The sequence below is a fragment of the Streptomyces sp. NBC_01515 genome (genome assembly GCF_045040345.1).
GTDB lineage: Bacteria > Actinomycetota > Actinomycetes > Streptomycetales > Streptomycetaceae > Streptomyces.
This window is the reverse complement of sequence record NZ_CP109416.1, coordinates 3,481,580-3,507,260: the sequence shown is the minus strand read 5'-3', so window position 1 is coordinate 3,507,260 and position 25,681 is coordinate 3,481,580. Positions and strand designations below refer to the sequence as shown.

Sequence of the window (25,681 nt, the reverse complement as noted above, 5' to 3'; positions counted from 1 at the left end):
TGACAGTCCGGCCACGGGCTGTCACCACGGTGGCGGATCCGGTGGCCGGCCGGGTGGGTGTCCCACCTGCGAGGCGAGCCGTTTCTCCTCCCGCCGCTGGGCCCGGCGGCGCAGGAAGCGGCGGATCCGCGAGACCAGGAAGAACAGGACCGTGAGTCCGGCCACCAGCAGCACGGCCGCGATGATCGCCGCCGCCTGGGGATGGAACATCGCGAACGACACGATCCCGCCGACGCCGAGATCCTCCGCGAAGCTCATGATCACGTTGCTGAACGGCTCCGGCGAGGTGTTGATCGCCATCCGCGTCCCGGCCTTGACGGTATGGCTGGCCAGCGCCGACGAACCGCCGATCAGGCCCGCCACCACGTCGTTCATCGAACCGCTGTGCCCCGCGAGCACCGCCCCGACCCACGCCCCGGCGGCCGGCCGGATCACCGTGTGCACGGAGTCCCACAGGGAGTCGACGTAGGGGATCTTGTCGGCGACGGCCTCGCACAGGAACAGCACGCCCGCTGTGACGAGGACCTCAGGGCGTTGCAGCGACTCGGGGACCGCGTCGGTCACTCCGGTCGCGCCGAAGATCCCGAGCAGCAGCACCACCGCGTACGCGTTGATGCCGCTGGCCCAGCCGCTGGTGAAGACCAGGGGGAGTACGGACACGGAGGCGATAGTAACCACTCGGCAACATGACGTCCTGGGCCTGAGTGCGTACGGCTGAGTATCCGTACCTAGGGAGTGAGATGAGTACGCGCGCGGATGGGGTGCGACCTGCGCGAACGAGAGAGTAGGGGCACGGAAAGGGGCGCGGCTCCGGAACCGCCGACACGGGGCGGCGGAACGGGGCCCGCGCCCTTGGCCGCTCCTTCCGCCGGATCTTCGGCGGGAGCGAGGCACGGGGGAACCCTGGGACTGACCAACGGGGGTTCCAACAGGGGGAACGTACGGGGGAAGCACAAGGGAGCGCCGGTTCGAGGTGGCCCGCGGGGGACGCGGCCACAACGGACCGGCGCTTCCGCTTGTGGTCTGTCGTCTTGTGACTTGTTGTCAGCGGCTGCCGCTGACCCGCCCCTGGAGCAGCCGGGACAGCGCCGCGTGGACGTCGTCCAGGGAACGCTCCGGCTGGAACGACTGCCAGTCCAGGGCGGCCACCACGACCATGCCGATCAGCGCGGCCGCGGTCAGCCGGACATCGATCTCGGGGCTGAACTCGCCGTTGGCCACGCCCGCGTGCAGCACGTCCTCGATCGCCGCGTTCACCTGCTGCCGTACCACCATGAGCGTTGACTGCCAGGCGCGGTTGGTGCGCCACAGCTCGGCCACGTAGAGCTGGGTGAAGGACGGGTAGCGGGCGATGAAGACGAGGCCCGCGCGGACCATCGCGTCCAGGGCGTCGACCTTGCTGCCGCCGTCCCGCGCGGTCTGCTCGGCCGCCTCCCGCAGGGAGGCGGTGAGGAGGCCCACTCCGTGCCGCAGCAGCTCCTCGAAGAGGACGGACTTGCTGGCGAAGTTGTAGTAGACGGTGCCCTTCGCGACCCCGGCACGCTCGGCGATCTCGTCCACCGTGGTGGCCGAGAAACCCTGTTCGGCGATGAGCGTGACGGCCGCCTCGTAGAGCTTCTGCCGGGTGGCCTCGCGGCGCGTGCTGCCGCCCGACGGGGTGTTGCTGCTTTCCATGGGCCTGATTGTCACAGGCCCGGCTCCCGCGCCGGGCACGGGTGCCGAGGTCCCGCGCGCGGTCACAGGCTCAGCTCCGGGTGCAGCCGGTCCAGCGTCCACACCTGGCGGCGGCGCGCCGACAGCGCGGTCAGCGCGAGCGCCCCCGCGGTGAACGCCACGAGCACCACGCACGCGTGCCACACGGGTCCCAGGCCACCGCCCGTGATGAGCCTCCGTAGAGCCTCGACGACGTAACTCATCGGCAGGAAGGGGTGGATCGCGTTGAAGAAACCGGGACTGGTCTGCACCGGATAGGTGCCGCCCGCCGACGTCAACTGGAGCATCAGCAGGGCGAGTACGAGGATCCGGCCCGCCGCTCCGAAGCGTGCGTTCAGCCACTGCACGATGGCCGCGAAGCACGCCGTCACCAGGAACAGGAAGCCGACCGTGCCGGCCGCCCGCGCCATCTCCAGGCCGATCGCCCAGTGCAGTACGGCCATCAGGGCCACCGTCTGGAGCACCCCGACCGCGACCACCGGCAGCCACCCCGCGAGTGCGATCCGCCAGGCCGAGGCACCGGCGGCGAGTGCGCGCCGGTTCATGGGCGCGATCAGCATGTAGGCCACCATCGCGCCGACCCACAGGGACAGCGGGATGAAGTACGGGGCGAATCCGGTGCCGTAGTTGGGCGCCTTGTGCATGTCCTGGGTGGCCAGCTGGACCGGGTCGGCCATGACCCCGGTGCGCTGGTCGCGGTCCTGCTTGTCGTAGTCCGGGATCTGGGCCGCGCCGTCGTGCAGCCCGCCCGCGAGCTTCCCGGAGCCGTCGACGAGCCTGTACAGGCCGCCGTTGAGGTCCACGGCACCCGTCCTGAGCTTGCCGACGCCGGTGTCCAGGTCGGCGGCGCCGGTCTTGGCCGTTCCGAGCCCTGTGTGCAGCGTCTTGGCGCCCGCGGCGACCTTCGAGGCACCGTCGTTCAACCTGTTGACCTTGGCCACCGCGTCGTCGAGGTCCTCGGAGAGGTGCGGGGCGCGGTCGGCGAGCGCCTGGGCCTGCGTCTGGAGCGTGGCGAGGTTGGCGTCGAGCTTCTTCAGGCCGCCGTTCTGGTCGACGACCAGGCTGTTGACGTCGTCGGCGACCTTCGCCACGTCGGAGGCGGCCGTAGCGGCCTTCTTCAGGTCGGGACAGGCGTCCTCCTTCAGAACGACGTTTTCGCAGCGCGCCTTGTAGACCTCGTCCAGGGTGTCCGAGGCCGCGTGCGCGCCCTTGGCGGCGACCGGTGCCGTCTTCACGAGGGTGCCCAGGTTGGCGCGGATCGTCCTCGCCGAGTCGGCGACCAACTGAGCCGTGTCCCCGATGGTCCTCTCGTTGTCCTTAAGGAAGGGGCCCACTTTGTCGGCGACCCCGTTGACCGTGTCGGCGAGGGTCTGCGTCCCCGCCGCCACCTGCCGCGAACCGTCCGCCAGGTCACCCGCGCCCGTGTCGAGTTTCTCCAGGCCCTTGGAGAGCTTGCCGCTGCCCTTCTTGGCGTCCTTCAGGCCGTCGGCGAGATCCTTGGAGCCCTCCTCGGCCGTGCCGATGCCGCCCTTGAGCTTGTCGGCGCCGTCGGCCGCCTTCACGGTCTGGCCGTGGATGTCGGAGAACGACACGAAGATCCGGTCCAGGAAGGTCCGCGAGGCCTTGGTGGACGCGGCCGACCGCACCTCGCTGAACACCGTCCGGGAGATCTGCCCGACGATGTAGTTGTTCGCGTCGTTCGTGCGCACCTGGAGCGCGCCCGTCTCCGGGGAGTCACCCGCACTGGAGGTGACGCGCTCGCTGAAGTCGGCCGGCATGGTCAGCGACAGGTAGTACGTGCCGTCCTCGACGCCCTTCCGCGCGGTGGCCGCACTCACCTCGTGCCAGTCGAACGTCCCGCTGTCCCGCAGCCCCCGGGTGATGTCGTCGCCCGCCGTGACCTTCTTCCCGTCGGCACTCGCCCCCTTGTCGTCGTTGACGAGCGCCACGGGGATGCGGTCCAGGCGGCCGTAGGGGTCCCAGAAGGACCACAGGTACAGGGCGCCGTAGAGCAGCGGCAGCAGCAGGAGGGCGACGAGAGCCGCGCGTGGCAGCTTCCCCCTGCCGAAGCGCCTGAGCTCAAGCGCGGCCAGTCGTGGCGCGTGCATCGGCCTTCTCCGTCCCTTCGGTGGACACCGCTACGACAGTCGTTCCGGAATCGGCGAGCGACCTCAACAGGTCCCAGATCTCGGCCCGTTCGGCATCCGAGAGCTTGAGATCGACGTCGTCCACCCCGAGCAGCGCGGGCCGCCCGATCAACGCCAGCGCGATGGACAGCCGCACCTCCTGCGGCCGTTCCAGGTCCCGTACGGCGGTCCGGGCGCCCTTGGGCAACGCCTCGCGGTCGAGCCCGGCGGCGGTCAGCGCCCGCTCGATCCGCAGCCCCGCCTCCACGGCGCGCTCGGTGCGAGGCCGCAGCAGCCCGCGTACGGAGTCGCCGAACCGCCGTTGCAGCAGCGCCCGTTCGCGCAGATGCTCGCCGACGGTCAGCGCCGGTTCGAGGTCGGTGACCCCGCCGACATTCGCCAGGGCGCTGACCCGGCGTACGGCCGCCGACTGCTTCGGGAGCGTCAACTCGCCCACGGCGGCGGTTCCTTCGGACGCCTTCATCCGCCCGGTGAGCGCGAGCAGCAGGCTCGTACGCCCGGACCCGGACGGCCCTTCGACGGCGATCAGCGACCCGGGCCCGGCGTCCAGGGAGATCCCCCGGAACGCCCAGCCGCGCGGCCCCTCGACCCCGAAGTCCTCGGCTGTCACACCGACCCCACCCACGGTTCCCCGCTCCCCGCCGCAAAGCGAACTTTTGAACTGACTGGTCAGTGCAAAAAGTAACCCGAACCTTCGATCGAAGCAAAAGCGCAGGTCAGAACGGATTGTCAGTGCCATACCTCACGATGGGCACATACGGCACTACCTGACTGGGCGTGCCGTCACACGACGACAGGAGGTTCGTCATGGCCCATCCGTCCGCAGCCGCCGCCCGCCGGCGCCGCGCCGCCGGCCCTGCCCCCTCACTGAACGGCCCGGCGAGCGACGTGCACCCCGTGCTCCGCCGGACCACGGCCCCGCCCGCCGCCCTCGACCTCCTCGCCCAGGCCCGTGCCGGACTGGACGAGGCAGCCGTCCTCGAAACGTCGAACGAGCGCTACGCAACAGCCCACTTGGCCGCCCTGCGCACCGCCGCCGCGGTACTCGCCGCGCGGGTCCAGCCCGAGCCCACGGCCCGGCGTCGCGGCCGTATCCGCAGCGCCTGGGAAGTGCTCCCCGAGATCGCGCCCGAACTCACCGAGTGGAGCGCCCTGTTCGCCTCCGGCGCCCGGCGCCGCGCGCGGGCCGAGGCGGGCATCCAGGGCGCGGCGACCCGCCGGGACGCCGACGACCTCATACGCGACGTGGCGATGTTCCTGCGCCTGGTCGAGCGCATGCTCGTCCTCCAGCCGGTCCTGCCCCAGCCACGCCGGGACCCGGAGCGGCCGGGGGACCGCGCGGGGTGACCACGCGGTGTTCGCCGCGCGAGACGCATGACCAGGTACGGCACCGGAGGCAATAGGGTGGAAGGCGCCTGAAGCCTTCCCTCCGCCCGCAGCCCGGGCCGGGAAGGCAGCCCGTTCGCTCCGCCGTGCACAGGCGGTGCCGCGCCGAGGAGTCAACTGCCGTGTCGGACCCGAGCCGCCCCCGCGCCTCCCTCCGTACCGCCGTGGTCTGGGACGTCCTGCAGGACGCCCTCGACCGCCGGGTCAAGGCCACGGGTCGGGACGCGCTGGACGTCCTCGACACCGGAGGCGGCAGCGGCAACTTCGCGGTGCCCGTCGCCCGCCTCGGACACCGCGTCACCGTCGTCGACCCCAGCCCGAACGCGCTGTTCGCGCTGGAGCGCCGCGCCGCCGAGGCCGGGGTCGCCGACCGCGTGCAGGGCGTCCAGGGCGACGCCCACGGCCTCTTCGACGTGGTCGAGCGCGGCGGCTACGACGCGGTGCTGTGCCACGGCGTCCTGGAGTACGTGGACGACCCCGCCGAGGGCGTCCGCACGGTGGTGGCCGCGCTGCGCCCCGAGGGCGTCCTCAGCCTGCTCGCCGCCGGGCTCGGCGGTGCCGTGCTCGCGCGCGCCCTGGCCGGCCACTTCAAGGAGGCCCGGCAGGCCCTCGACGACCCGAACGGCCGCTGGGGCGACGCCGACCCCGTCCCGCACCGTTTCACCGCCGAGCAGCTCGCCGCGTTCGTCGAGGGCGCGGGCCTGGACGTCGGCGCCGTGCACGGGGTGCGGGTCTTCGCCGACCTGGTTCCCGGAGTCCTCGTGGACACCGAGCCCGGCGCCCTGGACGCGCTGCTGAAGCTGGAGGCCGCGGTGGCCGAGCTCCCGGCGTACCACTCCGTGGCCACCCAGCTTCATGTGCTCGGCGAGACGCGGGGTGCCCACGAGGCGTGAGTGGCCTCCCGCGCCGGACCCCTGATCAGGGGCTCGACAGCACATGGAGTACGCCACAGGCCCCCCGATCGGGGGCCCGGCGCCGTATGATCGAGGGAGACCGCCCGGCATGACGGGACGGCTCCTGGGGAATGGAAGCCTCAGCGAGTCGGAACGGCCATGACGGGTTCCGGTTGGCCAATTGGCGTAGAGGGGCGGGTTTCACGGGGGCGATTCCCTGCCTATCCTGAAGGGACCCCCCGGGTCGCCCCGGCGACTGCACGATGAGGAGGACTCCGTGCCGCTCTCGGAGCACGAGCAGCGAATGCTTGAGCAGATGGAGCGAGCGCTGTACGCCGAAGACCCCAAGTTCGCGACAGCGCTCGAAGGAAGCGGCCTGCGCACGTACACCCGGCGACGGGTCTACCAGGCAGTGGCCGGCTTTCTCGTAGGTATCGCGCTCCTCATCGCCGGCATGGTCACGCTGCAGATTTGGGTCAGCGTGGTGGGATTCCTCGTCATGCTGGGCTGTGCGGTACTCGCCGTGACCGGTTGGCGCAAGGCCCCCAAGCCTGGCGAACAGCCCGCCGCAGGCGCTCCGCAGGCCCGCAGCCAGGGACGGCAGCGGCGCTCGGTGATGAATCGAATCGAGCAGCGCTGGCAGCGCCGCCGCGACGAGCAACAGGGCGGCCAGTAGCAGCACCGGCGCCGCACACACGCGGCGCTCCTCGGACTCGGACACGAGTGAGGGGGTGACCACCGGACCGGTGGTCACCCCCTCCCGTATGCCCTGCTCGCCTGCCCTGCCCTGCCCTGCCGTGTCCGCTAGCCCCGCTGTCCGGACGGCTTGCGCAGGGTCGGCCGTAGCGCCGCCGCCCGGGTCGTCACCGATGTCCGCCAGGCCGACAGCGCCCACACCACCCGGACGGTCGAGCGCGGGGCGACCAGTGCGCGCAGCCGCGTGGAGCGGCCGGACGTGTCCTGGAACCCGGCGATCACCTGCCGGACGTCCTTCGCGAGCCCCGCCGCGAGCTGCGGCCGGGGCGCGTACAGGACCTGCTCCACGGCGTCCGCCACCCGGTGCACCGAGGCGGCCGACGGCGGGTCGAGATGCCCGAGTTCCACGATCCGCGCCGCCGCCCTGCGCGGGGTCAGCGACTCGTCGGGCGAGATCCCGAAGTCCCAGGCGGTATCGGTCAGTTCCTCCCACACCGCCAGCGTGTGGACCGCCGCGTCCGCATCCGTACGACCGTGCGCTCCCAGGCGTACGGAGCGCATCCGGGTCCGCCACAGCATCGGCGAGAACGGGATCGTCAGCAGCAGGAGCGCGCCCAGGCCCAGCGCCACCAGCTGCACGTACGACCAGGGGCCGCGCGGGTCACCGCCCGTCGCGAACGCCGGGGCCTGGCTCGTGCAGCCGTCCAGCTTCCGCAGCTGGGCCGTGCAGCTCTCGCTCGCCGAGGGGGCCGCGGACGGCGCCGTGCTCGTCGAGGTCGAGGGGAGGGCCGGATCCGGGACGTCGCTGCCGGGCGTGGTCGACTGGGTGTACGACGGCACCGAGCCCCGGTTCGGGGTCGGCTCGAAGCGGGTCCAGCCCACACCCTCGAAGTACAGCTCGGGCCAGGCGTGCGCGTCCTTCAGGCCCACCGACACCGAGCCGTTGGCCTCCGGGGTGCCCGGCGCGAAGCCCACCGCGACCCGGGCCGGGATGCCCAGGGTGCGGGCCATCGCCGCCATCGCGAAGGAGAAGTGGACGCAGAAGCCCTGCTTGTCCTTCAGGAACTTGGCGATCGCGTCGCGGCCGGTGCCGACGTCCACCTGGGTGTCGTACTGGAAGCCGCCGTTCACCGCGAAGTAGTCCTGGAGCTTGACCGCCTGCTCGTAGTGACTGGTCGAGCCCTCGGTGACCTTGCGGGCGGTGTCGGCCACCACCGCGGGCAGCGACTTCGGCACCTTCGTGTACTGGTTCCGCAGGGCCGCCGACGGCTCCGGCGCCGTGGCCAGCTGCTCCGCGGTCGGCTGTACGTCGAGGCTGGTGACCTGGTAGGTCACCCCGCGGGTGTTCTGCCCGTGATCGCCGACGACCGTCATGCCCACGGGCTCGTAGCGCCAACTGCCGTCGATGCTCACGCCGCTGGGCGGGTACGGCATCGGCAGCCAGTCCTGGGCGTACCAGTCAGCGGCCGAGATCCGGGTCTTGATCTCCGAGCGCTTGATGTCGGCGCCGAGACCGGTCGGGGTGGGGAACTGGTTCGGCACACCCTGGATGTGCCGCTGGGACGGCTTCCAGGTGGTGCCGTCGAAGTCGTCCAGGGACACGATCCGCAGATACATGTCCGAGATGTCGTTCGTGTTGGTGCGCACGGACAGGACCTGGCGGTTCTCGTCCACGTTCAGGCTGTCGCGCAGCGAGACCAGCGGGTTGACCGCGGAGATCGTGCCGCCGTTTCCGTTGCCCGCGCCGACACCCGTCCCGGCGGCGTCCAGCAGGCCGCCCGAGATGGTGGGCAGCGGCAGCAGGGCGATGGCCATCGCGACCGCGCCGATCCGCCGCCCGGTGCGGACCGGGGCGAGCGGGCCCGAGGAGTCCGAGCCCGGGGTGGTGCGCGGTGCCCCGCCGAAGACGCGGCCCCACTGGGCGAGCCGGTCCCGGCCCTCGGCCAGCAGCAGCATCAGATAGCCGGCGGCGGCGAGCAGGAACCACAGCCAGCTGACGCTGCTCTCGGACAGCCCGGCGGCGACCGAGTACAGCGCGAGCAGCGGCAGTCCGGCCGGGGCCGCGCTGCGGAAGGTGACGGCCAGGGTGTCCACGGCGAGGCCGATCACCAGGACACCGCCGATGAGCATCAGCCGGATGCCGTCGTGCAGCGGTGCCGGGATCGCGTACCGGGAGACGTCGTCGGAGCCCTGCTGGAGCAGGTCGGCGAAGTGCTGGAAGGCCTCGGGGCCCGGGACGAACCCGGCGAGGGCCTGCGCGTGCGCGAAGACCAGGGTCAGCATCAGCAGCGTGACCAGGGCCTGCGCCGCGACGGTCAGCGGCCGGGCCAGCGGCACCCGGCGGGTCGCCGCGCCCACGCCGGTCTGGATCGCCAGCATGAAGGCGGCCTGGATGAACCAGGTCGCCGGGGAGACCAGGGGGAGCATGGCGCAGGACGCCAGCAGTGTGGCGACCCAGGCGCAGATCGCCAGTCGTGCCCGCCCGCTCATGCCCATCCCTCCCCGAGGCCGGTCGCGGTGATGCCGTTGCGCTCCCGGTCGGCCTGTTGCCACAGATCGGTCAGGGACGCGCCGCGCGGTACGCCCACGGCGGTCCAGCCCGCGTCGCGCAGCATCCTCAGCCGCTCATCGGGCCCGTCCCCGGCACCGGGGACATCCGTCGACTCACGCACCCAGCCGTCGCTGTCCAGCACGAAGGCGAGGGCGCCCCCGCTGCGCTGGCGCATCCGCGCGACCACCGCCGCCTGTTCCTCGTCGAGGTCGCCGAAGAAGGCCACCAGCAGCCCTTCGTTCCCGCCGCGCAGGACGTCGTAGGCCCGGGACAGGCCCGAGCCGTCCGAGTGGTCGATCACCGCGAGGGTGTCCATCATCAGCCCGGCCGCGTCCGCCGACTCCTGGCTCGCGCCCGCGAACCCGTCGGCGTCCTGGCCCGGCACCGAGTTGCCGGTGTCGCTCAACAGCCGTACGGAGAAGCCCCGTTCCAGCATGTGCACCAGGACGGAGGCGGCGCCGGAGACGGCCCACTCGAAGGCCGAGTCCGGGCCCTGGCCCGCGAAGGCGATGCCCCGGGTGTCGAGCAGGACCGTGCAGCGGGCGCGCTGCGGCTGCTCCTCGCGGCGCACCATCAGCTCGCCGTAGCGCGCGGTGGAGCGCCAGTGCACGCGGCGCAGGTCGTCGCCGTAGCGGTAAACGCGCGGGATCACGTCGTCCTCGCCCGCCAGGGCCAGCGAGCGGTTGCGGCCGTCGCCGTAGCCCTTGGCCTCGCCGCTGAGGCGGACCGGGGGGAGGGCCTCCACGCGCGGGATGACCGTCAGGGTGTCGAAGGTCGAGAAGGAGCGGGTCAGTTCGCACATCCCGAAGGGGTCCGTCAGGCGGAGCTGGAGCGGGCCCAGGGGGTAGCGGCCGCGCAGGTCCGAGCGGACCCGGTAGGACACCTCGCGCCGCCCGCCCGCCTCGACCCGGTCCAGGACGAACCGGGGACGCGGGCCGAGCACGTACGGCACCCGGTCCTGGAGCATCAGCAGGCCCGTGGGCAGCCGGGAGACGTTGTCCATCCGCAGATGGACGCGGGCCTCGCTGCCGGCGGGCACGCGCGCGGGTGAGAGCCGACGGCTGCCGGCCACCCGGTAGCGGGTGCGGTAGAGCACGGTCGCGCAGACCAGGGGCAGCACCGCCAGGAGCAGCCCGACCCGGAGCAGATCGCTCTGCCCCAGGACGTACGCGCACACCGCGGCGGCGATACCGGCGGCCAGGAAGGAACGTCCACGGGTCGTCAGCCCGGCCAGGGCCGTACGGACACCGCCCTTCTCGTCCCGGTCGGTCTCCGCCTCCCCGGTGGTCATCACAGCCTCCGGGGCTGCTGCTGCCCGTACGCCCCGAGACCCAGGCCGCTCTGCGGGGCCGGCGCCGCGGGCACGGGGATGCGCTGGAGGATCTCCTGGACGACCTGCTCCGCCGTACGACGGTTCAGCTGGGCCTGCGCGGTGGGCAGCAGGCGGTGCGCCAGGACCGCGACCGCGAGCGCCTGGATGTCGTCCGGCAGCGCGTACTCACGGCCGCTCAGGGCGGCGGAGGCCTTCGCCGCGCGCAGCAGGTGCAGCGTCGCGCGCGGGGAGGCGCCGAGTCTGAGGTCGGCGTGGTTGCGCGTGGCGGAGACCAGGTCCACCGCGTACCTGCGCACCGGGTCGGCGACATGGACGCCGCGGACCGCCTCGACCAGCTTGACGATGTCGTGCGCGTGGGCCACGGGCTGGAGGTCGTCCAGCGGGCTCGCCCCGCCGTGGATGTCCAGCATCTGCAACTCGGCCTCCGCGCTGGGATAGCCGATGGAGACCCGGGCCATGAAGCGGTCGCGCTGCGCCTCGGGCAGCGGATACGTGCCCTCCATCTCGACCGGGTTCTGCGTGGCGACCACCATGAAGGGGCTGGGCAGCTCGTAGGTCTGGCCGTCGATGGTGACCTGGCGCTCCTCCATGGACTCCAGGAGCGCGGACTGGGTCTTCGGCGAGGCGCGGTTGATCTCGTCGCCGATCACGATCTGCGCGAAGATGGCGCCCGGTTTGAACTCGAAGTCCCGCTGCTGCTGGTCCCAGATGGACACACCGGTGATGTCCGAGGGCAGCAGGTCGGGCGTGAACTGGATTCGCCGCACCGAACAGTCGATCGACCGCGCCAGCGCCTTGGCCAGCATTGTCTTGCCCACACCCGGGACGTCCTCGATCAGAAGATGTCCCTCGGCGAGCAGCACGGTCAGCGAAAGCCGTACGACCTCGGGCTTGCCCTCGATCACTCCTTCCACCGAACTGCGGACTCGCTCCACAGTGGCGGTCAGATCTGTAAGGCTCGCTCGATCGTCATAGGTCGTCACCCGGCCCTCCTCGGCCCGTTCTTTCCATGGGCCGGCGCACGCACTGCGGACCGGCCCACCCCGAAACACGGACGGCACGCGGGAAAAGTTCCGCGTGACGCCACACCCGCATTCTTGTTGCCGTTACCGGTTCGTGTCACTCGCCTGTGGACAACTGCCTTCGCTTTGTCAGGTCTTACGACCTTTTGGGCGGTCCGAGAGGCGAACTTTTCGAAAGTTTCGGGGCGGGCGGGTGCGTCAGGCGGGGTCGATCTCGCGCAGCAGACCCGACTTCACGTCGAAGACGAAGCCGCGCACATCATCAGTGTGCAGCAGGAACGGCGAGGTGCGCACACGCTGCATGGACTGCCGTACGTCCTGCTCGACGTCCCGGAAGGCCTCCACCGCCCAGGCGGGGCGCTGGCCGACCTCCATCTCCAGGTCGTGCCGGAACTCCTCGGTGAGGGACTCCAGGCCGCAGCCGGTGTGGTGGATGAGCACGACACTGCGGGTGCCGAGCGCCCGCTGGCTGATGGTGAGGGAGCGGATCACGTCGTCGGTGACCACGCCGCCCGCGTTGCGGATCGTGTGGCAGTCGCCCAGTTCCAGACCGAGCGCGGCGTGCAGGTCGAGACGCGCGTCCATGCAGGCCACCACGGCCACCTGCAGGACGGGACGGGCGTCCATCCCGGGATCGGTGAAGGCGGCGGCGTACCGCGCGTTGGCCTCGACGAGGCGGTCCGTCACGGTCCCGCCGTCGACTATGGCGCCTTCGGACTCTGTGGGTACGGATGCGGAGGTCGTCATACCTATGACGGTACTGGTCAACGGCGGTGCGGTCTTGGTGCGGGGCGGGAAAAAGAGCGTCATCGCGTCCTCTTGTGAGGTAACCCACACGGGTGGCGGGGGTGCACCCGTCCGGGTGATTCTTCCCGTTTTGACGCTTCGCACGCACCCGGACCCGCGACGCGCAGGCCGGTTGATTGACCGTGAGACAGCGTGGACTAAAGTTGCGCGAAGCGGGAGGCGAGGCTCTCCCTGCTGGATTTTTCCCGCTGGACTTTTCCCGGAGACCCCGGCGACTTTCCGGATTCTCCCCACGTGCGCGGCGCGTACGTACGGCTCGGCCTCCTCCCGCTCCCGGTCGGCTGACGCTTCCGGCGCCGGCAGGCCTCCTCTTCATCGGCGGGCGGGGACCCGGCGGTGCGTACGGCTCCGCGCCGGATCTGAGAGGGCCCCTTGAGCCAGAGTCGACACGTCCCGGTGATGCTCCAGCGGTGCCTGGACATGTTGGCCCCCGCGCTGGAGCGGCCGGGCGCGGTGGTCGTCGACTGCACGCTCGGCCTCGGCGGGCACAGCGAGGCCCTGCTGACCCAGTTCCCCGAGGCCCGCCTCGTCGCCCTCGACCGCGACAAGGAGGCCCTGCGCCTCTCCGGCGAGCGCCTCGCCCCCTTCGGGGACAGGGCCACCCTCGTGCATGCCGTCTACGACGAACTGCCCGACGTGCTCGACCGCCTGGGCATCCCGCGCGTGGAGGGCGTCCTGTTCGACCTCGGCGTCTCCTCCATGCAACTCGACGAGGCCGACCGCGGCTTCGCCTACGCCCAGGACGCGCCCCTGGACATGCGCATGGACCAGACGACCGGCATCAGCGCGGCCGAGGTCCTCAACACCTACGCGCCCGGTGAACTCGTCCGCATCCTGCGGGCGTACGGCGAGGAGAAGCAGGCCAAGCGGATCGTGTCCGCGGTCGTACGGGAACGCGACAAGGAGCCGTTCGGCAACAGCGCGCGGCTCGTCGAGCTGATCCGCGACTCGCTGCCGCAGGCCGCCAAGCGCACCGGCGGCAACCCGGCCAAGCGCACCTTCCAGGCGCTGCGCATCGAGGTCAACGGCGAACTGTCCGTCCTGGAGGCCGCGATCCCCGCCGCCGTGAAGTCCCTTGCCGTGGGCGGCCGGATCGCCGTCCTGTCGTACCACTCGCTCGAAGACCGCCTGGTCAAGCAGGTGTTCGCGGCCGGCGCGGCCAACACCGCGCCTCCTGGGCTGCCTGTCGTGCCCGAGCAGTACCAGCCCCGGCTCAAGCTCCTGACGCGTGGTGCCGAACTTCCCACCGAGGAAGAGGTCGCCGAGAACCGGCGAGCGGCACCCGCGCGGCTGCGAGGGGCTCAGCGCATCAGGGAGGACATCGGGTGAGTGCGTATCGCGTGTGGGCGTGGCGTCTGGGGTGCGAGTGAGCAGGAAACCCGAACTGAGGGGCAGGGCCGCCCGACTCGCGCGGCTCTTCCCGACCGGGCCCGCGCAGACGGGCGGGATCCAGGCCGCCAGGACCCCGTTCGTCCTCCTTGTCGTGCTGCTTCTCGGCGGCGGCCTGATCGCGCTGCTCGTGCTGAACTCCGCGCTCAGCGAAGGGCAGTTCAAGCTGGACGACCTCCAGAAGCAGACGAAGAGCCTCACCGACGAGGAACAGGCCCTCCAGCGGGACGTCGACGCCTACTCCGCCCCCGACGCCCTCCAGCGCCGCGCCCACGAGCTGGGCATGGTGCCCGGCGGGGACCCCGCCTTCCTCGACCCCAACGGCACCGTGAAGGGTGTCCCGGAGCAGGCCGCCGCGAGGACCGTCAGCACACCGGCGGTCCTCGCACCCGAAGCACTCGTCAGCAGGCCGGGCCCGAGCCCCGGTTCGAGCCCGGGCCCCACGGCCGTCGTACCGGCACCGGCCCCCGCGGCCACCCCTGTCGCGACCCGGCCCGCACAGACATCTCCCGCGCAGTCCTCTACAACCCAGACCTCCACAGCGCGGTCTTCCACAGCACAGTCATCCACAGCACGGTCCTCCGCCCCGACAATCCCCGGCAGGTGACGGAAGTGTCCGACAGGGAACCGCCGCGCCGCCGAGTGCCCGGACCGGCCAGGCCCGAACGCCCCGAGGGCGGCAACGCCCCCCGGCGCCGTCCAGGGCCCGGCGCCCGTCCGGCCCGCCGCCCGGCCTCGCCCCCGCCCTCAGCCCATTCCTCCGGGCGGCCCGCGGGCTCCCCCTCCCTCAGGCTCGGCAGCCCCCGCCCCCGGCTGCGCATGATCAGCCTGGCGCTGACCCTCGTCCTGATCGCGTTCGTCGTACGGCTGCTCCAGGTACAGGCCGTCGACGCGAGCGCCTACGCCGCCAAGGCCGCGCAGAACCGGTACGTCGACTACGTCCTGGCCGCCGAGCGCGGTGAGATCACCGACCGTTCCGGAGTGGCCCTGGCGACCAGCGTGGACGCGTACACGATCACCGCCGACCCGACGCTGTTCACCCGCAAGCAGCTGAAGATCGACGACGGGCCCGAACAGGCGGCCGCCCTCCTCGCCCCGATCCTCGGCGTGGACCAGGCCTCCCTCGTCAAGAAGCTCAGGCCCGCGAACAAGAACCTGCGCTACGTCGTGCTCGCCAACCGGCAGACGCCGCAGGTCTGGAAGCAGATCAAGGACCTGAAGAGCGCCCTCAACACCAAGGCCTCGACCGACCCGACCACGGTCAACGTCCTGGCCGGTGTCCTCGCCGTCCCCACCACTAAGCGCGTGTACCCGAACGGCGATCTCGCCGCCGGGATACTGGGCTGGGTCAACGCCGACGGCAAGGGCGGCGGCGGGGTCGAGCAGCAGCTGAACAAGGACCTCACCGGCAAGGACGGCAAGGTCCGTTACGCCCAGTCCGGCGGTCTCCAGGTGCCCACCGCGGGCTCCACGGAGACGCCCGCGGTGCCCGGTGCCGACGTGGAGCTGACGATCGACCGCGACATCCAGTGGGCCGCGCAGAACGCCATCACCGAGCAGGTCAAGAAGTCCAAGGCGGACCGCGGGTACGTGATAGTGCAGGACACCCGCACCGGCGAGATCCTCGCCATGGCCAACGCGCCCGGCTTCGACCCGAACGACCTCTCGCAGGCCAGCGCGGCGTCGCTCGGCAACGCGGCCGTCCAGGACGCCTACGAGCCCGGTTCCACCGCCAAGGTCATGACGATGGCCGCCGTACTCCAGGAGAACGCGGCCACCCCGCTGACGCATGTCGTCGTGCCGAACCGGCTGCACCGCGGGGACCGGCTCTTCCAGGACGACGTTGACCACGCGACCTGGAACCTGACGCTCAACGGCGTCCTCGCCAAGTCCAGCAACATCGGCACCATCGAGGCGGCCGGCCAGCTCGGCAAGACCCAGCCCGAGGCCAACCAGGTCCTGTACTCGTATCTGCGCAAGTTCGGCATCGGCAGCTACAGCGGGCTGAACTTCCCCGGCGAGACGAAGGGCATCCTCGCGCCCGCCGACAAGTGGTCGACCTCGCAGCAGTACACGATTCCTTTCGGCCAGGGCATGTCCCTCAACGCGCTCCAGGCGGCCTCCGTCTACTCGACGGTCGCCAACGGCGGAGTCCGCGTCGAACCCACCCTGGTGCGCGGCACGAAGGGACCCGACGGCCGCTTCACGCCCGCGGCGACGCCCAAGAAGACCCGGGTCATCAGTGCGAAGACGGCGAAGACCCTCGCCCAGATGCTGGAGTCCGTGGTGGACGACGAGCAGGGCACGGGCGGTAAGGCCGCGATTCCGGGGTACCGGGTCGCGGGCAAGACCGGCACCGCCAACCGCGTGGATCCGGCCACCGGCAAGTACAAGGGCTACACCTCGTCGTTCGCCGGGTTCGCGCCCGCCGACAACCCCCGCATCACCGTCTACTGCGCGATCCAGAACGCCACCAGCGGAAGCTACTTCGGCGGTCAGATCTGCGGACCGATCTACAAGCAGGTGATGGAGTTCGCCCTCAAGACCCTCCAGGTCCCGCCCACCGGGGCGAAGGCCGCGAATCTGCCCGTGACCTTCACGCCCTGATCAGCGCAACAGCCAGGAACCGATCCGTGACCATGATCACCTCCCAGTCCGGGAACCAGGGCCAGCAGGACAGCAGGCCCGGCCCCTCGCTTCGCCCCGGGGCGGGTGTGCCCGGTACGCTCACCGCCGTGCCATCCGCCGACCACTCCCAAACCCCCCAGAAGGGCGCATCCGTGACCTACCCGGGGCCGCCCAGGCCGGCGCGGATCTCCGCCACACCCCTCGCGGAACTCGCCGACGAACTGGGCGCCGCCGTGACCATGACGACAGCGCCGGTGCCGACCGCCGAGATCACGGGCATCACCCATGACTCGCGCGCCGTCCGCCCCGGCGACCTGTACGCCGCGCTGCCCGGCGCCCGCCTGCACGGCGCCGACTTCGTCACCCAGGCGGCCGGCCTCGGCGCCGTAGCGGTGCTGACGGACCCGGCCGGTGCCGACCGCGCGGCCGCGACGGGCCTGCCGGTGCTGGTCGTCGAGGATCCGCGCGGGCAGATGGGGGAGCTGGCGGCGACCATCTACGGTCATCCCGGCCGCGATCTGCTCCAGGTCGGCATCACCGGGACGTCCGGCAAGACGACGACCGCTTACCTCGTGGAGGGCGGCCTGAAAACGGTCCGGTCCACCGGTCTGATCGGCACGGTCGAGACGCGCATCGGCGACGAGCGCATCAAGTCGGAGCGCACGACCCCCGAAGCCACCGATCTCCAGGCCCTGTTCGCGGTCATGCTGGAGCGCGGGGTCGACGCGGTCGCCATGGAGGTCTCCAGTCACGCGCTGGTCCTCGGCCGGGTCGACGCCTGCATCTTCGACATCGCGGTCTTCACCAACCTCAGCCCGGAACACATGGAGTTCCACACGGGCATGGAGGACTACTTCCAGGCCAAGGCGCAGCTGTTCACGCCGCTGCGCAGCCGGCAGGGAGTGGTCAACCTCGACGACGCGTACGGCCGCAGGCTCGCCGTCGAGGCCACGGTCCCCGTGGTCACCTACTCCGCCGAGGGCCACCCGGACGCCGACTGGCGCGCCCAGGACGTCGAAGTCGGCCCGATGGACTCGACGTTCACCGCGGTCGGCCCCAAGGGCGAGCTGATCACCGCTCGTTCGCCGCTCGCCGGTTCCTTCAACGTGGCCAACACCCTCGCCGCGATCGCCGCCCTGGCCACCGCCGGCCTCGACCCGCAGCTCGCCGCCGACGGCATCGCCGCGGTGCCGGGCGTGCCGGGGCGCCTGGAGCGCGTGGACGTCGGGCAGCCGTATCTCGCGGTCGTCGACTACGCCCACAAGACGGACGCCGTCGAATCGGTTCTCCGCGCGCTGCGCAAGGTCACCGAGGGCAAGCTGCACGTCGTGCTCGGCTGCGGTGGCGACCGGGACAAGACCAAGCGTGAGCCGATGGGCGCCGCGGTGGCCCGGCTCGCCGACACCGCCGTACTGACATCGGACAACCCCCGCTCCGAGGACCCCCTCGCGATCCTCGCGACGATGCTCCAGGGCGCCGCGTCGGTGCCCGCGCACGAGCGTGGCGAGGTCCAGGTCTTCGAGGACCGGGCCGCCGCCATCGCCGCCGCCGTCGCCCGCGCACAGCCGGGGGACACCGTGCTGGTCGCGGGCAAGGGCCATGAGCAGGGCCAGGACATCGCCGGTGTGGTCCGTCCCTTCGACGACCGCCAGGTGCTTCGCGAAGCTATCCAGAAGACCCAGGGATGAACTTGTGATCGCCCTCTCCCTCGCCGAGATCGCTGAAGTCGTCGGCGGGCAGACGCACGACATACCGGATCCGTCCGTCCAGGTCACCGGCCCGGTGGTCCGCGACTCCCGGGAAGTGGAACCCGGCAGCCTCTTCGTCGCCTTCGTCGGCGAGCACGTCGACGGCCACGACTTCGCGCACGCGGTCGTCCAGGCGGGCACGGTGGCCCTCCTGGCGTCCCGCCCGGTCGGCGTGCCCGCGATCGTCGTGGACGACGTCCAGAGCGCCCTGGGCGCCCTCGCCCGTCATGTCGTACGACGGCTCGGCGCGACCCTCGTGGCCCTCACCGGCTCGGCGGGCAAGACCAGCACCAAGGACCTCATCGCCCAGGTGCTCGCCCGCAAGGCGCCCACGGTGTTCACACCGGGATCGTTGAACAATGAGATCGGGCTGCCGCTGACCGCGCTGAGCGCCACCGCCGAGACGAGGTTCCTCGTCCTGGAGATGGGCGCCCGCGGCATCGGTCACATCCGCTACCTCGCGGATCTGACGCCCCCGCAGATCGGCCTCGTGCTCAACGTCGGCACCGCCCACATCGGCGAGTTCGGCGGCCGGGAGCAGATCGCGCAGGCAAAGGGCGAACTCGTAGAAGCGCTCCCTTCAGTTGAAGACGGCGGTGTCGCGGTCCTCAACGCGGACGATCCGCTCGTACGGGCCATGGCGTCCCGTACGAAGGCGAAGGTGATCCTTTTCGGAGAGTCCGGCGAAGCGGACGTACGGGCCGAGAACGTGAGACTCACGGACAGCGGACAGCCCGCCTTCAGCCTTCACACACCCTCCGGGTGCAGCGAAGTGACCATGCGCCTGTACGGTGAGCACCACGTGTCGAACGCGCTCGCCGCGGCCGCCGTCGCCCATGAGCTGGGCATGTCCGCAGACGAGATCGCCACCGCGCTCTCCGAGGCGGGCTCCCTCTCCCGCTGGCGGATGGAGGTCACCGAGCGACCGGACGGCGTGACCATCGTCAACGACGCCTACAACGCGAACCCCGAGTCCATGCGAGCCGCCTTGCGCGCGCTCGCGGCCATGGGCAAGGGGCGGCGGACCTGGGCGGTGCTCGGCAAGATGGCCGAGCTCGGGGACGAGGCGCTCGCCGAGCACGACGCGGTCGGACGGCTGGCCGTCCGGCTCAATGTCGGCAAGCTCGTCGCGGTCGGGGGCAGGGAAGCGTCCTGGCTGCAACTGGGCGCATATAACGAGGGTTCGTGGGGTGAGGAGTCGGTGCACGTGTCCGACGCACAGGCGGCGGTCGACCTGTTGCGCAGCGAGTTGCGCCCGGGAGACGTCGTTCTCGTGAAGGCGTCCCGGTCGGTCGGTCTGGAGAGCGTGGCGCAGGCGCTCGTCGAGGCCGGTACCGAGGGTGAGGTTGCCGCCCGATGATGAAGCAGATCCTGTTCTCAGGAGTCATCGGCCTGTTCCTGACCCTGGTGGGCACCCCGCTGCTGATCAAGCTGCTGGCCCGCAAGGGCTACGGCCAGTACATCCGTGACGACGGCCCGCGCGAGCACGCCAGCAAGCGCGGTACGCCGACGATGGGCGGTATCGCGTTCATCTTCGCGACGGTCGCCGCGTACTTCCTGTCCAAGGTCATCACCGGCTACACGCCGACCTATTCGGGTCTGCTGGTGCTCGGTCTGATGGTGGGCATGGGCCTGGTCGGCTTCCTCGACGACTACATCAAGATCGTCAAGAGGCGTTCGCTGGGCCTGCGGGCCAAGGCGAAGATGGCCGGCCAGCTGATCGTCGGCATCAGTTTCGCGGTGCTCGCCCTGCAGTTCCAGGACGCCCGCGGCAACACCCCGGCGTCCACGAAGCTGTCGTTCATCACGGACTTCGGCTGGAAGCTCGGCCCGATCCTGTTCGTGATCTGGGCGCTGTTCATGATCCTCGCGATGTCGAACGGCGTGAACCTGACGGACGGTCTGGACGGCCTGGCCACCGGTGCCTCGGTGCTGGTCTTCGGCGCCTACACCTTCATCGGTGTCTGGCAGTTCCAGGAGTCCTGCGCCAACGCGACGACCCTGACCAACCCGAACGCCTGCTACGAAGTGCGCGATCCGCTCGACCTCGCGGTCATCGCCTCGGCGCTGATGGGTGCCTGCCTGGGCTTCCTGTGGTGGAACACCTCGCCGGCCAAGATCTTCATGGGCGACACGGGTTCACTCGCCCTCGGCGGTGTCCTCACCGGTCTGGCGATCCTCTCCCGCACGGAGCTGCTCGTCGCCATCATGGGTGGCCTCTTCGTCCTCATCACCATGTCGGTGGTCATCCAGGTCGGCTCCTTCAAGCTCACCGGCAAGCGGGTCTTCCGCATGGCCCCGCTCCAGCACCACTTCGAACTCAAGGGCTGGTCCGAAGTGCTCGTGGTGGTCCGCTTCTGGATCATCCAGGGCATCTGCGTGATCGTCGGCCTGGGCCTCTTCTACGCGGGATGGGCAGCGGAAAAGTGACCGATGGGCAGGGGCTCTCCTTCGAGGGCAAGCACGTCACCGTCGCCGGGCTCGGTGTCTCCGGCATCCCGGCGGCCAAGGTCCTGCACGGCCTCGGCGCGCTCGTCACGGTCGTCAACGACGGCGCCGACGAGCGCTCCCGGGCCCAGGCGGCCGACCTGGAAGCGCTCGGCATCACCGTGCGCCTCGGTGATGGAGCGTCCCTGCCCGACGGCACCGAACTGATCGTCACCACCCCCGGCTGGCAGCCCGACAAGCCGCTGTTCACGGCGGCCCGGGCAGCCGGTGTCGAGATCTGGGGCGACGTGGAACTGGCGTGGCGCCTGCGCGGCCCCGAGGCGGCCCCCTGGCTGGCCGTCACCGGCACCAACGGCAAGACCACCACCGTCCAGATGCTCGCCTCGATCCTGAAGGCGGGCGGCCTGCGCACGGCGGCGGTCGGCAACATCGGCGTCTCGGTCCTGGACGCCGTACTCGGGGACGAGCGGTACGACGTCCTCGCCGTCGAACTGTCGAGCTATCAGCTGCACTGGGCGCCCTCGCTGCGCGCCCACTCCGCGGCCGTGCTCAACCTGGCGCCCGATCATCTCGACTGGCACGGCTCCATGGAGGCGTACGCCGCCGACAAGGGCCGTATCTACGAAGGCAATCGGGTCGCCTGCGTCTACAACGTCGCCGACAAAGCCACCGAGGAGTTGGTCCGCGAGGCCGACGTCGAGGAGGGGTGCCGGGCGATCGGCTTCACCCTCGGCAGCCCCGCGCCGTCCCAACTCGGCGTCGTGGACGGCATTCTGGTGGACCGGGCCTTCGTCGAGGACCGGCAGAAGAACGCGCAGGAGTTGGCGGAGGTCTCCGACGTCAATCCGCCCGCCCCGCACAACATTGCCAACGCCCTTGCCGCCGCTGCCCTCGCGCGCGCCTTCGGGGTGCCCGCCAAGGCCGTACGGGACGGGCTGCGGGCCTTCACGCCCGACGCGCACCGCATCGCGCACGTGGCCGATGTGGACGGTGTCGCGTACATCGACGACTCCAAGGCCACCAACACCCATGCGGCGGAAGCCTCGTTGGCGGCCTACGAGTCGATCGTGTGGATCGCGGGCGGACTCGCCAAGGGCGCGACCTTCGACGAGTTGGTCGCCAAGTCGGCGAAGCACCTTCGGGGTGTGGTGCTGATCGGCGCCGATCGCGCGCTGATCCGCGAAGCCCTCGCGCGACACGCGCCGGAAGTACCCGTCGTCGACCTCGACCGGACCGACACTGGGGCGATGCTCGCGGCTGTCCAGGAGGCACAGCGGCTCGCCGCCGCCGGCGACACGGTGCTGCTCGCCCCGGCCTGCGCCTCCATGGACATGTTCGCCAACTACAACAAGCGCGGTGACGCGTTCGCCACGGCGGTTCGCGAACTCGGCGCCTGACCGACGCAAGCGGAGGCGCTGATGCCCAGTAGCCGTACCGGCCGGCCGCCCGTGCAGCAGCGGCCCCCCAGACGTCCCGCCGCCGCCAGGACCGTCCGCGACAACCCCGTACGACGGCTCTATGCCAACGCGCGCCGGGCCTGGGACCGGCCGCTGACCGCCTACTACCTGATCGCCGGCGGCAGCGTGCTGATCACCGTGCTCGGTCTGGTGATGGTCTACTCGGCCTCCCAGATCACCGCGCTCCAACTCTCGCTGCCCGGCTCGTATTTCTTCCGCAAACAGTTCCTCGCCGCCTGTATCGGCGGGGTCCTGGCGCTGGCCGCCTCGCGGATGCCGGTCAAGTTGCACCGGGCGCTGGCCTATCCGATCCTCGCGGGCGCCGTCTTCATGATGGCGCTGGTGCAGCTGCCGGGGATAGGGATGTCGGTCAACGGCAACCGCAACTGGATCTCGCTCGGCGGCTCCTTCCAGATCCAGCCCAGCGAGTTCGGCAAGCTGGCCCTGGTCCTGTGGGGCGCCGACCTGCTCGCCCGCAAGCAGGACAAGGCGATGCTGTCCCAGTGGAAGCACATGCTGGTGCCGCTGGTGCCGGTCGCGTTCATGCTGCTCGGGCTGATCATGCTCGGCGGCGACATGGGTACGGCGATCATCCTCACGGCGATCCTGTTCGGCCTGCTGTGGCTGGCCGGCGCCCCGACCCGGCTCTTCGTCGGCGTTCTCTCGATCGCGGCCGCTATCGGTGTGATCCTCATCAAGACCAGCCCCAACCGCATGGCCCGGCTCGCCTGCATCGGCGCCACCGAGCCCAAGACCGGGGTCGCCGACTGCTGGCAGGCCGTGCACGGGATCTACGCGCTCGCATCCGGCGGGATCTTCGGCTCCGGGCTGGGGGCGAGTGTGGAGAAATGGGGTCAACTCCCCGAGGCCCACACCGACTTCATCTTCGCCGTCACCGGTGAGGAACTGGGTCTGGCGGGCACACTGTCGGTGCTCGCCCTCTTCGCGGCTCTAGGCTATGCGGGTATCCGCGTGGCCGGACGCACGGAGGACCCCTTCGTGAGGTATGCCGCGGGAGGCGTGACCACCTGGATCATCGCTCAGGCGGTGATCAACATCGGTGCGGTGCTCGGCCTGCTGCCGATCGCCGGCGTCCCGCTCCCGCTGTTCTCCTACGGGGGTTCCGCCCTGCTGCCGACCATGTTCGCCATCGGGTTGCTGATCGCCTTCGCGCGCGACGACCCCGCTGCGCGGGCGGCGCTTGCGATGCGGCAACCCCGCTTTGGTAGAAAGCGGGGCGGCAGGGCACCCGGTTCCGGCCGGAGTTCCCGGAGATGGAACACGATGAGACGGCGTGCCTCGGCGGCGCGTTCGTCCGGAGAGCGGTGAATTTCGGTGCATGTCGTACTCGCCGGTGGGGGGACCGCCGGCCACATCGAGCCGGCGCTCGCCCTCGCGGACGCCCTGCGCAGGCAGGACCCCACCGTGGGGATCACGGCCCTGGGCACGGAGCGCGGCCTTGAGACCCGTCTCGTACCCGAGCGGGGCTACGAACTCGCGCTGATCCCCGCCGTACCCCTGCCGCGCAAGCCCACCCCCGAACTGATCACCGTGCCGGGCCGGTTGCGCGGCACGATCAAGGCGGCCGAGCAGATCCTGGAGCGCACCAAGGCGGACTGTGTCGTCGGCTTCGGCGGCTATGTGGCGTTGCCCGGCTACCTCGCGGCCAAGCGCCTCGGGGTGCCGATCGTGATCCACGAGGCCAACGCCCGGCCCGGGTTGGCCAACAAGATCGGCTCGCGGTACGCGGCGCGGGTCGCCGTCTCGACCCCGGACAGCAAGCTGCGGGACGCCCGCTACATCGGCATCCCGCTGCGCCGCACGATCGCCACCCTGGACCGCGCGGCCGTACGGCCCGAGGCCCGGGCCGCGTTCGGGCTCGACCCGAACCTGCCGACGCTGCTGGTCTCCGGCGGCTCGCAGGGCGCCCGGCACCTGAACGAGGTGGTCGAGCGGGTCGCGCCGTACCTCCAACAGGCCGGAATCCAGATCCTGCACGCGGTCGGCCCGAAGAACGAACTGCCGCAGGTGCACCAGATGCCGGGGATGCCCCCCTACATCCCGGTACCGTACGTGGACCGGATGGACCTCGCGTACGCCGCGGCCGACATGATGCTCTGCCGCGCGGGCGCGATGACCGTCGCCGAACTCTCCGCCGTCGGACTCCCGGCCGCCTACGTCCCGCTGCCCATCGGCAACGGCGAACAGCGGCTGAACGCCCAGCCGGTGGTCAAGGCCGGCGGCGGACTCCTGGTCGACGACGCGGAACTGACGCCCGAGTGGGTCCAGGGCAACATCCTGCCCGTGCTCGCCGACCCGCACCGGCTGTACGAGATGTCGCGCGCGGCAAGCGAGTTCGGCCGCCGGGACGCCGACGACCTGCTCGTCGGCATGGTGTACGAGGCGATCGCCTCGCGGCACCGTTAGCCATATGTGAGAGAGGCAGGGGAGCGTGGCCGGACCGAGCACCGCCGAGCGCGGTGAACGCCAACAGGAGTCGTCCGGCCCGCCCCTTGTCCGGCGTCTGGGACCAAGACGCCTTCGTCTGATTGTCGTACTCGCCCTGGCCGCAGTCCTGTTGGGCACCGCCGCGATCTGGCTGCTCTACGGCTCGCAGTGGCTGCGGGTGGAGAAGGTGTCGGTCTCCGGGACGAGGGTTCTGACGCCGGAACAGGTGCGCGAAGCCGCCGGCGTTCCGGTCGGCGGACCGCTCGTTTCCGTCGACACCGATGCGATCGAAGCCCGACTCCGCAGTAAATTGACCCGAATTGACACCGTTGACGTAGTCCGTTCCTGGCCTCATGGAATCGGGCTGAAAGTGACCGAACGCAGCCCGGTCCTGATGGAGAAAAAGGGCGGAAACTTCATCGAAGTGGACGACCAGGGCGTACGGTTCGCCACTGTTTCCACGCCACCGAAGTCCGTCCCCACCCTCGAATTGGCGCTCTCCCAATCGAGTTCGTCCGCAGCGGGCCTGCGCCGCTTCGGCGAGGACCGACTCGTGCGCGAGGCGGTGAAGGTCGCGGGTGACATTCCGGCCGCGGTCGCACGGGTCACCCAGGTCGTCAAGGTCCGTTCCTACGACGACATCTCACTGGAGTTGAGCGGCGGCCGGACGGTCTCTTGGGGAAGTGGCGACAAGGGCGCGGCGAAGGCGCGTACGCTCACCGCTCTCATGAAAGCAGCTTCCGGCGCCCGGCACTTCGACGTAAGCGTTCCCACCGCCCCTGCGTCAGCCGGGAGTTGACGCACATTCGCGCAGGCCAGCACCCTGGTTGGGCAGCGCTACGGCTGATCACATAGGGTGAAAAGAAAAACGGGAGGTTCGGCGTGTTCGTTGAACGTGCGCCACTTGTCGACTTAGTGTCCTGTTCAGAAGACTTCAAGGAACGGACACACTGGTAACCCTAAACTTCAACGTTAGGGTTCGGGTCGGCGCTACGGACCGTCCCATTCGGCATCT

General features: G+C 70.7%; 21 protein-coding genes. 13 read left to right on the top strand and 8 right to left on the bottom strand.

Annotated elements, in window-relative coordinates; all coding sequences use genetic code 11:
- Positions 1–21: 21 nt before the first annotated feature.
- From OG407_RS15520 to OG407_RS15505, 4 genes are all read right to left on the bottom strand, one after another.
- On the bottom strand, positions 22–660 hold the full coding sequence (locus tag OG407_RS15520; protein WP_403595229.1) for a DUF4126 domain-containing protein: 639 nt from the start codon (positions 658–660) through the stop codon (positions 22–24).
- Positions 661–1,044: 384 nt separating this feature from the next.
- Complete coding sequence (locus tag OG407_RS15515; protein ID WP_405858525.1) at positions 1,045–1,674, bottom strand: TetR/AcrR family transcriptional regulator; 630 nt, start codon at positions 1,672–1,674, stop codon at positions 1,045–1,047.
- A gap of 62 nt (positions 1,675–1,736) precedes the next feature.
- Entirely contained in the window at positions 1,737–3,821 is a 2,085-nt protein-coding gene (locus OG407_RS15510) for a YhgE/Pip family protein (RefSeq protein WP_405858524.1), read from the bottom strand.
- Complete coding sequence (locus tag OG407_RS15505) at positions 3,793–4,485, bottom strand: ATP-binding cassette domain-containing protein (RefSeq protein ID WP_405858522.1); 693 nt, start codon at positions 4,483–4,485, stop codon at positions 3,793–3,795. The genes OG407_RS15510 and OG407_RS15505 overlap by 29 nt, the downstream gene beginning before the upstream one ends.
- A gap of 182 nt (positions 4,486–4,667) precedes the next feature.
- Between OG407_RS15505 and OG407_RS15500 the strand changes: the two genes are divergently transcribed.
- From OG407_RS15500 to OG407_RS15490, 3 genes are all read left to right on the top strand, one after another.
- Positions 4,668–5,207, top strand: a complete 540-nt coding sequence (locus tag OG407_RS15500) for an SAV_6107 family HEPN domain-containing protein (RefSeq protein ID WP_405858520.1) — start codon at positions 4,668–4,670, stop codon at positions 5,205–5,207.
- 161 nt (positions 5,208–5,368) lie between these two features.
- Entirely contained in the window at positions 5,369–6,139 is a 771-nt protein-coding gene (locus OG407_RS15495; RefSeq protein WP_405858518.1) for a methyltransferase, read from the top strand.
- A 277-nt stretch (positions 6,140–6,416) separates the two neighbouring features.
- Entirely contained in the window at positions 6,417–6,815 is a 399-nt protein-coding gene (locus OG407_RS15490; RefSeq protein WP_405858516.1) for a DUF3040 domain-containing protein, read from the top strand.
- Between the two features lie 128 nt (positions 6,816–6,943).
- Here the strand turns inward: OG407_RS15490 and OG407_RS15485 are convergent, their stop codons facing one another.
- From OG407_RS15485 to OG407_RS15470, 4 genes are all read right to left on the bottom strand, one after another.
- A complete protein-coding gene (locus OG407_RS15485; protein ID WP_405858514.1) occupies positions 6,944–9,325 on the bottom strand; it encodes a DUF3488 and DUF4129 domain-containing transglutaminase family protein in 2,382 nt (793 codons plus the stop codon).
- On the bottom strand, positions 9,322–10,677 hold the full coding sequence (locus OG407_RS15480) for a DUF58 domain-containing protein (protein ID WP_405858512.1): 1,356 nt from the start codon (positions 10,675–10,677) through the stop codon (positions 9,322–9,324). The genes OG407_RS15485 and OG407_RS15480 overlap by 4 nt, the downstream gene beginning before the upstream one ends.
- Complete coding sequence (locus OG407_RS15475) at positions 10,677–11,702, bottom strand: MoxR family ATPase (RefSeq protein ID WP_365309893.1); 1,026 nt, start codon at positions 11,700–11,702, stop codon at positions 10,677–10,679. The genes OG407_RS15480 and OG407_RS15475 overlap by 1 nt, the downstream gene beginning before the upstream one ends.
- 237 nt (positions 11,703–11,939) lie before the next feature.
- Positions 11,940–12,488, bottom strand: a complete 549-nt coding sequence (locus OG407_RS15470) for a beta-class carbonic anhydrase (RefSeq protein ID WP_403595257.1) — start codon at positions 12,486–12,488, stop codon at positions 11,940–11,942.
- A 432-nt stretch (positions 12,489–12,920) separates the two neighbouring features.
- Here OG407_RS15470 and rsmH point away from each other — a divergent pair, with 432 nt between their 5' ends.
- The 10 genes from rsmH (at position 12,921) to OG407_RS15420 (ending at position 25,465) form a co-directional block, all read left to right on the top strand.
- Positions 12,921–13,877, top strand: coding sequence for a 16S rRNA (cytosine(1402)-N(4))-methyltransferase RsmH (gene rsmH, locus OG407_RS15465; RefSeq protein ID WP_405858509.1), 957 nt, complete (start codon positions 12,921–12,923; stop codon positions 13,875–13,877).
- 37 nt (positions 13,878–13,914) lie between these two features.
- A complete protein-coding gene (locus tag OG407_RS15460) occupies positions 13,915–14,544 on the top strand; it encodes a septum formation initiator family protein (RefSeq protein WP_405858507.1) in 630 nt (209 codons plus the stop codon).
- A gap of 5 nt (positions 14,545–14,549) precedes the next feature.
- Positions 14,550–16,544 carry a peptidoglycan D,D-transpeptidase FtsI family protein gene (locus tag OG407_RS15455; protein WP_405858505.1) on the top strand — a complete coding sequence of 665 codons (1,995 nt, stop codon included), beginning with the start codon at positions 14,550–14,552 and terminating at the stop codon, positions 16,542–16,544.
- 173 nt (positions 16,545–16,717) lie between these two features.
- Positions 16,718–18,253, top strand: coding sequence for a UDP-N-acetylmuramoyl-L-alanyl-D-glutamate--2,6-diaminopimelate ligase (locus tag OG407_RS15450; protein WP_405868421.1), 1,536 nt, complete (start codon positions 16,718–16,720; stop codon positions 18,251–18,253).
- 4 nt (positions 18,254–18,257) lie between these two features.
- The gene (gene murF / locus OG407_RS15445; RefSeq protein ID WP_405858503.1) at positions 18,258–19,673 is read left to right on the top strand and encodes a UDP-N-acetylmuramoyl-tripeptide--D-alanyl-D-alanine ligase; all 1,416 of its coding nucleotides are present in this window, start codon (positions 18,258–18,260) and stop codon (positions 19,671–19,673) included.
- Positions 19,670–20,743, top strand: coding sequence for a phospho-N-acetylmuramoyl-pentapeptide-transferase (gene mraY / locus OG407_RS15440; RefSeq protein WP_200712987.1), 1,074 nt, complete (start codon positions 19,670–19,672; stop codon positions 20,741–20,743). Before murF ends, mraY begins: the two co-directional genes overlap by 4 nt.
- Positions 20,725–22,158, top strand: a complete 1,434-nt coding sequence (gene murD, locus OG407_RS15435; protein WP_405858500.1) for a UDP-N-acetylmuramoyl-L-alanine--D-glutamate ligase — start codon at positions 20,725–20,727, stop codon at positions 22,156–22,158. The genes mraY and murD overlap by 19 nt, the downstream gene beginning before the upstream one ends.
- Before the next feature lie 21 nt (positions 22,159–22,179).
- Positions 22,180–23,547: a putative lipid II flippase FtsW gene (gene ftsW, locus OG407_RS15430; RefSeq protein ID WP_405858498.1), complete on the top strand. Its 1,368-nt coding sequence runs from the start codon at positions 22,180–22,182 to the stop codon at positions 23,545–23,547.
- Between the two features lie 6 nt (positions 23,548–23,553).
- Entirely contained in the window at positions 23,554–24,645 is a 1,092-nt protein-coding gene (murG, locus tag OG407_RS15425; protein ID WP_403595278.1) for an undecaprenyldiphospho-muramoylpentapeptide beta-N-acetylglucosaminyltransferase, read from the top strand.
- Between the two features lie 25 nt (positions 24,646–24,670).
- The gene (locus OG407_RS15420) at positions 24,671–25,465 is read left to right on the top strand and encodes a cell division protein FtsQ/DivIB (RefSeq protein ID WP_405858496.1); all 795 of its coding nucleotides are present in this window, start codon (positions 24,671–24,673) and stop codon (positions 25,463–25,465) included.
- Positions 25,466–25,681 lie beyond the last annotated feature (216 nt).